We start from the raw sequence: 12410 nt of genomic DNA, 5'->3' as shown, positions 1-12410 counted from the left end.
CGCGGGCTCTTTTTCTATTCCGGGGACGCTGTCCCGGCCATCCCTTCCAGGGTTTCCAGCAGTACCCGGACCTTGTCCAGGGTTTCCTGGTACTCGTCCTCCCAGTGCGAGTCGGCGACGATGCCGCCGCCGCCCCAGCAACTGACCTGGCCGTTCCTGACCAGCAGGGTGCGGATGGCGATCGAGCTGTCCATCTCGCCGCGCACGTCGAGGTAGAACAGGCTGCCGCAGTAGATGCCGCGTCGGCTCGGTTCCAGTTCGTCGATGATCTGCATGGCGCGAATCTTCGGCGCGCCGGTGATCGAGCCGCCGGGGAAGCTGCCTTCCAGCAGGTCGAGGGCGTCCTTGCCCGGCGCCAGTTCGCCGGTGACGCTGCTCACCAGGTGATGCACGTTGGGATAGCTTTCCAGGGCGAACAGCTCCGGTACCCGTACGCTGCCAGGTTGGCAACTGCGTCCGATGTCGTTGCGCAGCAGGTCGACGATCATCAGGTTTTCCGCGCGGTCCTTGGGGCTGGCCAGCAGCGACGCCGCCAGCGCCATGTCCTCCTCGGGGGTCTTGCCGCGCGGGCGGGTGCCCTTGATCGGCCGGGTTTCCACCTTGCCCTTGCCGAGCTTGAGGAAGCGCTCCGGCGACAGGCTGAGGATCGCGCCGTCGGCCAGTCGCAGGTAGCCGGAGAACGGCGTCGGGCAGGCCTCGCGCAGGGCGCGATAGGCCGGCCACGGCGAGCCGCTGCAAGCGGCCTGGAAGCGCTGGCTATAGTTCACCTGGTAGCAGTCGCCTGCCTGGATGTAGTCCTGGATGCGGCGGATCGCCTGCCGATAGTCGGATGCGCTGATGCTCCGTCGGAATTTTCCCAGAAGCTTGAAGTTGCCGGCCGCGCCTTGCGTTTCCTCGCTGAACAGGGCGATCAGGCGCTGGCGTTCGCGCTCGTCCAATCGCGGGTGGAATACCAGTTGGCTGGTGCCGGCCTGGTGGTCGCTGATCAGCGCCCAGGCATACAGGCCGACGGAGGCCAGCGGCAGGCCCAGGTCATCGCGGGCGTGTTCGCCGATGCGCTCGATGCGCCGACCCAGGTCGTAGGATAAATAGCCCAGCAGACCGCCGGCGAAGGGCAGTTCGTACGGCGCTGGCAGCTGCGCGGGGCCCAGGCTTCCGGCCGCTTCGCGTAGGCGGGCGAAGAAGCGGTTGGCCGATTCGTCGGGCAGCGGCGCCAGTTCTGCCAATGGCCAGGCGCTCATAAGGTCATAGCGTCCACGGGTAGCGATGGGGCGACCCGAATCGAGCATCACCGCACCGGGCGCCTCATGGATGATGGCAAAGAGACAGCTTGGGTCGCTATGGTAGGGCAGGGGGTGAACATGACAACTGGGCATGGAAAGTGGGGGTAGTGGGACAGTCAGGAATTCTAGTTCGCCGGAATCGTCGATCCTAGAGCCATTTCTTCAGTTTACGTAAGAAGGGTGATCTGCTAATTATGGAAATATCCCACGGAGATTTGGCTCCGTACCACAATGATAATGACACAGGGATACAGGCCGTGGATGCAGTACAGAATCCAGCAGCCGGCAGCCTTTCGCGCTCCAGAATAGTGCCGCCTCAGGTGCCAGCCGAATATTCTCTTCGCCCCGCGATCCGCAACCTGCTGGATCGCAATCCCCATTCACGCGTTCTGATGTTTTCCGCACCTGCCGGCTTCGGCAAGACCTGCGCGCTCGCCGCCCTGGCCAGGGAGCGCACTGTAGCAGACCAGGCGGTGGCCTGGCTGTCGCTGGCCGAAGAAGACGACGACCCCGCCCGTTTCTGCCGGCAGCTGATCGAGGCGCTGGGCGAAGCCGTGCCGCAGCTTGGCGACGACGCCCAGACCTACCTGCAGAACACCATGCGGGTCCCGGTGGTGGCGGTGATCGAAAGCCTGCTCGGCGATCTCGATCGCTATGCGCGGCCGTTGCTGCTGGTGCTGGACGACCTGCACCTGGTTAGCAACCCGGACATCTTCACCGGCCTCAATCGCCTGGTGCAGTACGCACCGCCCGGGCTGGTCCTGGCCCTGGGCACGCGTTCGCAGCCGGCGCTGAGCCTGGCTACCTGGCGGGCCAAGGGACTGTTGCTGGAAATCGGCCTCGAGGAGCTGCGCCTCGGCTTCGAGGAAACCCGCGAATACCTCGAGCGCAGCGGTCTCTATCTGGACGAGCCCTGCCTGAAGGCGCTCTATGGCCAGACCGAAGGCTGGGTGGTGGGCGTGCATCTCGTCAGCCTGTGGCTGCGCCAGCAACCGCAGGCGCAGGAAATGGCCCTGCTCGACGGCGACAAGCAGGCGGTCAGCGCCTATCTGCTGGCGGCGGTCTTCGAACGCTTGCCTGGCGACCTGCAGGAAGCGCTGCTGGCCCTTGGCGTTGCCAGCCAATTGAGCGGCGACCTGGCCAACGCCCTGACCGGGCGCCAGGACGGCCAGGCGCTGCTGGAACGCCTGGAGTCCATGCAATTGTTCCTCCTGCCGCTGGATCGCGAACGCCAGTGGTATCGCTTCCACCTGCTGTTCGCCGATTTCCTCCGCAACCGCCTGCGCGACTCCGATCCGGACCGTTTCAAGCAACTGCATTTCAACGCCAGCCTGTGGTTCACCAACCACCACATGCCGACGTTCGCCATCGAGCATGCCTGTGCGGCGGAAGACCCGGAGATGATCGCCGCGCTGGTCGACGGATGCGGACTGGAATTGATCAACCGCGGCCAGCTCAGCCTGATCTACCGTTGGCGCAAGCATGTGCCGGACGAAATCGCCGAGCGCTATCCGATCCTGGTCCTTACCGATGTCTGGTCGCGGGCCAGCGACCTCAGCCTGGGCGAGGCCAACCGGATCATCGACGAACTGCTGGCGCGCTGGGGGGAGAGCCGCGGCGACGGGCCGATGGGCGACCAGTACCTCTCCGCGCTGGCGGTGAAGGCGGTGGTGGCGTTGCAGAAGGACGATCTGGAACTGTGCATCGCCCTGGCTCGCCGGGTCGAAGTCCAGCTCGGGCAGAACGCTGCCTTCCTCGAAGTGGCGGTGTTGATCACTGCCGCGCTGGCCCAGGTGGTCCGTGGCCAGGGCGACCAGGCGCGGCGCCTGCTGGGGCTGGCGCAGCAGCGCAATCATTTCCTCGAAGGGCGCTACCTGGACATGCAACTGGCCAACGTCGAGGTGATCCTCGCACTCGAGCAGGGCCAGGTGAAACAGGCGCAACTGCTCATCGAGCGGCTCCGCCAGCGCGCCCGGCCGCTGTTCGAGAAGTCCAGGAGCGCGCTGGCGCTGCCGACCATCACCGAGGCCCTGACCGCCTACTACAGGATCGAGCTGGACGGGCTGGAAGAGCGCCTGGGCTGGGCGCTCGGGCATGTGGATGTGATCAATCCGATCGATTTCTATGCCCAGGGACAGATCTGCCTGGCGCGCACCCAGCGCCTGCTGGGACGGCCGAAGGAGGCGCTGGCCAGCCTGGCGGCGATGCAGGCCCTGGCCTCGCGCAATCAGTCGTGGCGCTTCTTCGCCCAGGCCATGGCCGAAGAGATCAACCTGATCCTCCAGGACAGCGGCCCCGACCGCCTGAAGCGCGCCGAGCAGCGGTTGAAGAGCGTGGACTGGAACAAGATGGCGGCACACTACCGCAACATGGCCTTCAACCCGGTCAACTGGTCGCTGGGTGTGAGCCGCGTGCGCCTGTTGCAGGGGCGAGGACATTTCAGCGAGGCGCTGCACGAGATCACTCAGTTGCGCGGCACCTTGCAGCCCGGCTGGCACGGCCTGCAGCGCCTGCGCCTGGATATCCTGGCGGCGCTCAGCTATCAGCGCCTGGGCTACCAGGAACGGGCCAACAGCCTGCTCGGCGAATGCCTGATCAATGCCGAACGGGAAGGGGTGCGCAGCCTCTTCATCGAGGAAGGCGACGGTATTCGCCAGTTGCTCCAGCAACTCGAATCCACCGAGCGCCAGCCGGCGCTACAGACCTTCATTCGCGGCCTGCTCGGCATCTGGCCCGGGCAGGGCGTGCGCAAGCCCCAGGATGCGCTCGAGGAAGGCCTGACGGAGCGCGAGCGCGAAGTGGTCTGCCTGGCCGCACAGGGCCTATCCAACGAAGAAATCGGCCAGCGCCTGTCGCTGGCCCTGGGGACCGTCAAATGGCATCTGCACAACATCTACGAAAAGCTCAAGGTGCGCAATCGCACCCAGGCGATCCGGCGAGCCCGCGAGCTGAGCCTGCTCTGACCATGGGCCATCGCGACGGTGTTCCCGCCAGCACCATTCCGCTGTTGCAGACCAAGCTGTTCCCGCCAGGCGCCGGAGGGCTGCCGCTGCTGCCCCGCCAGGCGCTGATCGACCGCCTGTACGAGGCCCGCGGGCGACGCGCGATGGTGCTCAGCGCGCCGGCCGGCTTCGGCAAGAGCACCATCCTCTGCCAGTTGCGCCTGCGCCTGCTGGAGCAGGGCGCGGCGGTGGCATGGTTGTCCTGCGACGAGACCGACAGCGAACCGCAGCGTCTGATCCAGTACCTGCTGGCGAGCATCCAGCGAGTGGTCCCGGCATTCGGCGGCAATACCGCCAATCTGCTCGGCACCGACGTCGCGGTGCCGCTGGAGGGTATCCTGGATGCCTTCCTCGCCGACTTGCGTCGCCTGGAAGGCCCCTTGTACCTGTTCCTCGACGATTTCCACCGCATCCGCCACGCCGCCTTGCCGCATGGGGTTCGCTACCTGATCGAGAACCTGCCCGATCACGTGCGGGTGGTGGCCTCGACCCGCTTCCGCCCGCGCTTCCTGGTCGACGAGCCGACCCTCAAGCCCTGGACCTTCTGCCTGAGCGCGGAAGACCTGCGGCTATCGCGCGAGGAGAGCGATGCGTTTCTCCTCGACCTCAAGGGGCTGGAGCTGGGCGAACGCGAGCTGAAGCTGCTGTTCAAGCGCACCGAAGGCTGGATCACGGCGTTGCACCTGGCGGCCCTGGCCCTCAGTCGCAATACCGACCGGGAAGGTTTCCTCCGCGGGCTCTCCGGGACCGAACGGAACATCGCCGACTACCTGGCGGAAGACGTGCTGGCCAGCCTGCCCGCCGACCTGCAGCTGTTCCTCGACCAGACCTCGGTGCTCGATGAGTTCAATGCGGAACTGTGCAATGCGCTGACCGGGCGTCGCGACGGCCTGGACATGCTCATGCGCCTGCAGAACGAGCAGTTGTTCGTCATCGCCCTGGACGACCAGCGCGAATGGTTCCGCTACCACCATCTGTTCGCCGAGTTCCTCCAGGGGCGGCTGTCCCGGCATGCCGATCCGACCCCGTTGCTGCATGCGGCGGCGCGCTGGTGCGAGGGGCGCGACCTGGCCGACCGGGCGATCAAGTACGCCCTTCGCGCCCGCGACTACCTGTTCGCCGCCGAGTTGCTGGAGCGCCAGGGCGCGCGCCTGATCGCCGGTAACCGGGTGTACGGCATCCTCGGCATGCTCAACGGCATTCCCGCCGAGGTGATCCGCGAGCATCCGGTGTTCCAGATCTTCTACGCCTGGCAACTGGCGTTCGAGCAACGCTTCGCCGAGGCCGAGGCGTTGATCGAGGAGGTCAGCCACCGCCTCTTGCAGGGGCGCGGCAAGGTCATGCACTTCGGGCTCGGCGAGTTGCTCGCCGCCGCCCAGGTGCTCAAGGCCCTGGTGTTGCTCTACCAGGACAAGCTCGAAGCCTGCCTGAAGGTCGCCCGTCACTGGCTGTCCATGGTCCCGAGCAACCAGCCGGTGTTCCGCGCCAGCCTGCTCTGCGTGCAGGCTTCGGCGCATGCGCTGCTCGGCGACTACGCCGAGGCCGCCGGCGCCATCGGTTCCGCGCGGGAGGACCTGAAAGTCGCCGACAGCGAGTACCTGCAGGTGGTGACCAGCCTGATCGAATCCCTGATCTGCAAGGAGAGTGGCGACCTGGAGCGGGGCAGGGCGATAGCCGAGTCGGCGCGCAACCGGGTCGAGCAGGTATTCGGCCGGCGCAGCCGGGTCGGCGGACCCTTGTCGCTGGCCTATGCCGACCTGCTCTACGAGCAGGACCGGCATGCCGGCGTGCTCGCCGAACTACCGCTGGCGACGGTCTGGCGGGATGTCGCGACGCCGGTGGAACTGCTCAGTCGCGGCCAGTTGGTCATGGCCAAGGCTCGCTTCTTCTCCGGCGCCGCCGAGCAGGGGCTGGCGCAACTCGACGAATGGCTGAGCGGTCTGCTCTCGCCCGGCTACGAGCGTGTCTATGCTCACGCCATGAGCTGCAAGGTGCAGTTCCTGCTGTGGCTGCGCCGTCCGAACGAAGCCGAACGGGTCTGCCTGCAACTGGAGCGGCATCTTGCCGGGCTCTCCGGCGAGCGGCATGCCGACGCACAGACCGCCCTGGTCCTGGCGGAGGCTCGGCTGGCATTGTCCGAGCGTCACGCGGAACGCGCGCAGAGCAAGCTGGAAAGCTGTCTGGCCGGCTACTCTTCCGCTTACCAGAGGGATCGGCGGCTGCGTTTGTCCTTGTTACTTTCTGTGGCGTATTGGCAGAAAGGTAACAGCGAAAAAGCCATCGGCCTGTTCCTCGCCACGCTCGAGGAAGCCTGGAATCTCGGCTACCGCCGGCTGTTCCAGGACGACGCGTTGTGGCTGTTGCCGATGTGGGAAAGCTGGAGGGAAGCGGAGCCCAAGCGTGCCGCGGCCTGGCAGGGGCTGGCCGACCTGCTCCGCGAGCAGTGCCGGAAGCTCTCCGTGGACCCGGAAAGTTTCGATGAAAATCAGGATGTTAGCCATCGCGAACGGGAAATCCTGCGGCTGGTGGCGGCGGGCTTGTCGAACCGCGATATCGCGCAGGCGGTGCACCTGTCGGAAGCCACCATCAAGTGGCACCTGCACAACCTGTTCGCCAAGCTGGGTGTGAAGAGCAGAACGCAAGCCGTACTAAAGGGTAAAAGCCTGGGACTGCTGAGCGAGGCGTGAGCGGCAGCCGCCATCGCTCCATCCCTTGGATGGGCTGGCGGCGGAAGGGGTGGCCCAGTAGCTTGGAATCCAGGACGAGAGAGCATGAGGCTCTACCGAATCCATGTCCGGGACGCCTAGGGAAGCAGTACCGGACCTGGAGACCGGCGAGATGCCGGTCGATCTGCCGGGGACAGGATGCAAACGGCAGTGCCCTGGGGCAAACCACACCTGAACACTGGAGAAATAACAATGAAAAAGCACCTGTTCCTTGCAACTGCTGTTCTGGCTGCTCCCTTGCTGGCGCATGCCGACCTGAAAGCCATGGACGATGGCGCGCTGTCCGACGTGACCGGCCAGGCAGGCATCAGCATTTCCGGTACTTTCCAGGGCTCCGTCGGGGCCGTGACCTACACCGATACCGACACCAACGGCGGCTCCCTGCGGCTGGAGAACATCAGCCTGCCGGCGCTGACCATCGACGATACCAAGCCGCTGACCATCGACGTCGTCACCACCGATATCGGCGGCAAGTCGACCCAGCAACTGGCCATCGGCCTGCCGGCCATCACCGGCGACGTGACCGTTGGCGCCATCAAGGTGGGCGACACCAGCGCCGCCAGCATCGGCTCGCTGACCGTCTCCGGGCTGAACATGGCCGGTTCCACCATCAAGGTCTGGGGTCACTGATCCAGGAACCGAGTCGAGACGCGAAGACCTCGCCGAGGCATCGGCGGGGTCTTTCTCCGAAAGAGGTACGACGGGGCGATGTTCGAGATTTTGCTGGGAAGTCTGATCGGGCTGTTCGGGTTCACCCAGACGGTCGATACCAAGCCGCAACCGCAGGGCACGGTCAACCTCAGCCAGCCTCTGACCCCCAATGGACCCTACCGCGAATCGGTGCAGCTGGAGCCGATGAGCCAGTTGCAGTTCCGCAACGTCATCCGCCAGGCCTATGACTACAGCTGCGGCTCGGCGGCGCTTACCACGCTGCTGGACTACTACCTCGGGCGCAACCTCGAGGAACGCCAGGTCATGGAAGGGCTGCTGCGCTATGGCGAGGCCGATAAGATCGTGCAGCGCCGCGGTTTCTCGCTGCTCGACATGAAGCGCTACGCCGCTGCGCTGGGCTACAAGAGCGGTGGTTTTCGCGCCGAGTTCAGCGACCTGGACGCTCTCGAGCATCCGGCGCTGGTCCCCATCCACTATGCCGGCTTCAAGCATTTCGTGGTGGTGCGCGATGTCTACAACGATCACGTCTTCGTCGCCGATCCGGCCTTGGGCAACATCAGCTTCACCCGGACGCGCTTCGAGGAAATCTGGGACCAGAACGTCCTGTTCGTGATCTTCCCGAGTGGGCAGGAGCCCCGCAACGCGCTGGCGCTGAACGATCGCGACATGCGCCTGGTGGACGACCGCACCGTCAGCCTGCTGGCGTTCCGCGAGTTTCCGCAGATCAACAAGATCACTGAAAACCAGGTCCGTGAGCTGGGCACTGGTGGCGACGTCATACACCTGCGCACCAAGTAGCAGATACCCAAAAACAAGAACAATCTCTGGGGATAGCGCCATGAGAATCAGGGGGTACACATGCGCGGCGGCGCTGATGCTGTCTATCAGCGGTTTGTCCGTTGCCGAGGAAGCCTCGGTCGACCAGGCCCGTGACGCGCTGGCCAAGAAGAATGACGATGCCGACAGCGCCAAGGCGCTGGAGGAAGTCTTCCAGGCCGCCGAGAAGAGCTACACCTTGCTGAAGAAGGGCGAGCGGACCCTGACCTACGGTTTCGACTACGCGCTGGTGCGCGACCAGCGGCTGACCCTGGTGCCGCTGACCAAGACCAGCGGCGGCACGCAGATCTACGGCCTCGCCGGCCGGCAGAGCCAGTCCCAGCACACCTTCACCAACTCCTTCACCTTCGACTACGGGATCTGGGACAACCTCACCTTCAGTTTCCGCCTGCCGCTGGTAGCCAAGTACGACACCGAGATGGATACCCACGCCTACAGCCTCGGCGACGTTTCCGCGACCTTGCGCTGGCAGCCCTGGGCGGCGGTGCGCGGGCGGCCGGTCACCACGCTGTATACCACCATCGGCCTGCCGACCGGCGACAGTCCCTACAAGACCAACCTGGACAAGGACATCTCCACCGGCAACGGCTACTACAGCCTGGGCTTCGGCGCGAACATGTCCTATGTGATCGACCCGGTGGTCCTCTACGGCTCGCTCGGCTACACCTGGAACCTGCCGGTGGACGACGTGCACCAGACCCTGGCCGACAACTCCCAGCTGGAGAAGGTCTCGCCCGGCAACACGATCAACTTCAACATGGGCATGGCCTACGCGCTGTCCTACGACGTCTCGCTGGCGACCTCGTACCAGATGGCCTACACGCTGAAGAACCGCTACCACACCACTGCCGGTACGTTCGAGTCGTCCGAACAGACCAGTAGCATCATGAACTTCTCGCTCGGCTTGCGGACGTCACCGGACTACATCGTCAACGTCAACGCCGGTTTCGGCCTCACGGAAGACTCGCCGGATGTACTGCTGGGGTTATCCGTACCCCTCGATATCAAAGGGCTGAAGGCCCAGTAACCCGCGAGCGAGGCCTGTTATGAAGATGCGCATTGCGCCGCTCTGGCTGGCGCTGGCAGGGGTGTGCCTGGCCTGGATTCCGCCGGCCGGCGCGCAGATGGCCAACGACCTGACCATCGGCAACCCGAAAGCCATGGCCCTCGGCAACGCCGTGACCGCCGACGAGACCGGCATCGATTCGGTGCACTACAACCCGGCGGCGCTGACCAGGATGAAGGGCCGCCAGGCGACCGTGAAGCTGCTTACAGGGGTGATGGACATCCGCGCCGGCTTCAAGGCGCCGCCGAACTACGGCGAAGGCACCTTCGGCCTGCGCGACGACCCGGTCGCCAACAGCCACAGCCGGACCCTGACCCCGACCATGTACCTGCCCGGCCTCGGCGGCATGACCGACGTGCCGTTGCTGGTGGCGCCGCTGGCCGGGATCTCGATCAACCCGCCGGGCTCCAAGTTCACCTTCGCCACCAACGTCTATACCCCGCAAGCGCTGGGCTACAGCCGCGATTCCGATAGCGATCCGGCGCGCTACCAGGGACGCGAGGTGTCGTTGCAGCGGCTCACCTACTTCTCGCCGACCCTGGCCTACCAGGTCAACGACGAGCTGTCGGTCGGCCTGTCGGTGGGTTTTTCCCACCAGGCAGTAGCGTTGAACGAGGATTTCCGGGCGCCGAACCAGTTGCTCGGGCTGTTGCAGCAGACCAAGGAGATCGGTTGCCTGCCGGGAATGCAGGAGATCCTCGAGGTGTTCTTCAACGTCTGCGGCGGCAACATCGGTCCGTTCCAGAACCTGGCCAATATCGACCTGGACATGCAGCAGTCGCTGTCGCCCAGCTTCAACCTCGGCGTGCTCTGGGAGCCCACCGACTGGTTCGCCTGGGGCGCGACCTACCAGAGCGAGTCGCGGATGAGGCTCAAGGGCAAGTACCGGGTCGACTACGGCCAAGGCTGGCAGGGTTTCTGGACCGGGGTGCACAAGTCGCTCGGTGGTGCGATCCTCGGCCAGATGTTCCCCTACGGGAACGTCGATGAAGAGCATGGCAACGCCACGATGAACATGGTCTACCCGGATGCCTTCTCCACCGGCGTGAAGCTGCGCCCGTTCAAGAAGTGGCAATTCAACTTCGACCTGAAATGGAACGGCTACAGCGACTGGAACGAGTTCAAGATCGAGTTCGACCGCGAGCTTGACCTGCTGCGCATCGCCAAGTACCTCGACTCGAAGGACGCCACCAGCCACAGCATCACCCTCGACCGCGGCTACCGCGATACCTGGAGCTGGGCCATGGGCGTGCAGTACGACGTCAACGACCGTTTGCAGCTACGCGCCGGCTACGAATACCGGCCTTCGGCGATCCCCAAGGGCCAGGCGGACATCCTGGTGCCGATCGGCGATGCCAATCTCTACGGCCTGGGGCTGGGCTACCAGTGGGACAAGGACACGGTGATCGATGTCGGTTTCAACTACTTCGTCACCAAGCAGAGCGTCAAGGCCGATACCAGCTGCAACCTGAACTGCACCGGGCTCGACAACCTGGTGTACAACCCCTACGCGGGACTGGACGTGGACACCACGGTGAAAGCCTATATTTTCGCCATGACCTACCGTACGACCTTCTGAGGGCTGGAGCATGATGCGCGCATCCATCGTACTTTGCGTCTTCTCCCTGGCGCTGCCGGCATCTTCGCCGGGCTGGGCCTCCGGCGGGCGCTACCTGACCTGGGTGGACGACAATGGCGGGGTGCACAACACCTTCGTCGACGGCCAGTTCGACCGCCAGCAGCGCCAGGCGCGACAGCGTATCGGCCAGAGCGACCAGGCGCGGGTGCTGAACAAGGCGGACAACGCCACGCAGTGGCCGGGGAACAGCAGCGGAGGGGAGAGCAAGCGTCGCTACTACACCTGGATCGATGCCAACGGCAACGTGCAGAACAGCTTCTATGCCGGCGCCAAGGTCGCCGGCCAGCGCGCCGACTACGTCCTGCCCAACGGCGAACACTCCGCCGAATACATCGACGCCGAGGCCTTCGAGGGCAAGGGTTTCGTTCGCAGCGAGAACGGCAGTCCCTACTACACCTGGGTGGACGAGAAGGGCCGCATGCACAACTCGCAGATCCCGCCCGAGGAGCGCGCGGCGCGCTTCAAGCGGGAGGCGGCGCCTTCGTCGCAGATCGCCTTCACCGAGGGCCGGCAGATCGAGTTCAAGCAGCGTCCGGCGGCGTTGCCCGGGCTGGATGGCGCCGGCCAGCAGAGCGATGCGCTGAAGGCTTTGCTCAAGGGCACCGAGATGACCATCGACGATCTCTACCAGGACCTGCAACGGCGCTGCTGCGAGCAGATCGCCGAGAGCGACTTCACCGAACTGGATGCCGACGAACCGCGCTACGAGGAGTTGAACCGCTTCTCGCCGAGCTTCGACTTTCCCATGGGCAGGAGCTTCTACGCGGCGATCCGGCTGCCGCGCTCTCAGGGTGTCTACGGCCTGCGCATCCGCAGTTTCGCCAACCGCCAGGTGGTCTACCCGTCGCTGCTGTTCCTCGACGAGCAGAAGCGTCCGACCCGGCTGGTCAGCGACGCGGTGTACAAGCTGAACCCGGAAACCTGGTATCGCTACGCTTTCATCGAGGGTACGGTGCCGGTGCGAGCCAATCGCGGCGAGCGCTACGTGCTGCTGCTGACCACCGACGAGGACCGCTCGCTGCAAACCCTCGACAACAAGCCGTTCAAGCGTCCGCTACAGGGCCTGGCGGTGAACGAGGCGGGTATGCAGGTGCATGAGCACGCCCGGCAGGGCGGCTTCGAGCTGGCCGTGGTGCGTTGAAATCCGAGACATGAAAAAGCCCGGCCGGAGCCGGGCTTCTTCAT

General features: G+C 65.0%; 8 protein-coding genes. 7 read left to right on the top strand and 1 reads right to left on the bottom strand.

Going from position 1 to position 12410, the window contains the following annotated elements; translation table 11 throughout:
• Positions 1 to 14: 14 nt before the first annotated feature.
• Positions 15 to 1376, bottom strand: coding sequence for an aminodeoxychorismate synthase component I (pabB, locus tag LJF27_RS17650; protein WP_004349129.1), 1362 nt, complete (start codon positions 1374 to 1376; stop codon positions 15 to 17).
• Positions 1377 to 1540: 164 nt separating this feature from the next.
• On the opposite strand from pabB, the gene LJF27_RS17645 reads away from it, so the two are divergent.
• The 7 genes from LJF27_RS17645 (at position 1541) to LJF27_RS17615 (ending at position 12366) form a co-directional block, all read left to right on the top strand.
• Positions 1541 to 4246: a helix-turn-helix transcriptional regulator gene (locus LJF27_RS17645; protein WP_017148928.1), complete on the top strand. Its 2706-nt coding sequence runs from the start codon at positions 1541 to 1543 to the stop codon at positions 4244 to 4246.
• A gap of 2 nt (positions 4247 to 4248) precedes the next feature.
• Positions 4249 to 6972 carry a LuxR C-terminal-related transcriptional regulator gene (locus LJF27_RS17640; protein ID WP_003087788.1) on the top strand — a complete coding sequence of 908 codons (2724 nt, stop codon included), beginning with the start codon at positions 4249 to 4251 and terminating at the stop codon, positions 6970 to 6972.
• A 231-nt stretch (positions 6973 to 7203) separates the two neighbouring features.
• Positions 7204 to 7641 carry a DUF6160 family protein gene (locus LJF27_RS17635; RefSeq protein ID WP_003098074.1) on the top strand — a complete coding sequence of 146 codons (438 nt, stop codon included), beginning with the start codon at positions 7204 to 7206 and terminating at the stop codon, positions 7639 to 7641.
• Positions 7642 to 7719: 78 nt separating this feature from the next.
• Positions 7720 to 8481, top strand: a complete 762-nt coding sequence (locus LJF27_RS17630) for a C39 family peptidase (RefSeq protein WP_003098072.1) — start codon at positions 7720 to 7722, stop codon at positions 8479 to 8481.
• Positions 8482 to 8521: 40 nt separating this feature from the next.
• Positions 8522 to 9547, top strand: a complete 1026-nt coding sequence (locus tag LJF27_RS17625; RefSeq protein ID WP_003120313.1) for a transporter — start codon at positions 8522 to 8524, stop codon at positions 9545 to 9547.
• 19 nt (positions 9548 to 9566) lie between these two features.
• Positions 9567 to 11165 carry an outer membrane protein transport protein gene (locus tag LJF27_RS17620; protein ID WP_003098070.1) on the top strand — a complete coding sequence of 533 codons (1599 nt, stop codon included), beginning with the start codon at positions 9567 to 9569 and terminating at the stop codon, positions 11163 to 11165.
• 13 nt (positions 11166 to 11178) lie between these two features.
• Positions 11179 to 12366: a MalM family protein gene (locus tag LJF27_RS17615; protein WP_025921182.1), complete on the top strand. Its 1188-nt coding sequence runs from the start codon at positions 11179 to 11181 to the stop codon at positions 12364 to 12366.
• The last annotated feature ends 44 nt before the right edge of the window (positions 12367 to 12410 follow it).

It is taken from the genome of Pseudomonas sp. 203-8 (genome assembly GCF_020708595.1).
In the GTDB taxonomy this organism is placed as follows: domain Bacteria; phylum Pseudomonadota; class Gammaproteobacteria; order Pseudomonadales; family Pseudomonadaceae; genus Pseudomonas; species Pseudomonas aeruginosa.
The sequence above is the reverse complement of the archived record's forward strand: the minus strand, read 5'-3'. Positions and strand labels throughout refer to the sequence as shown.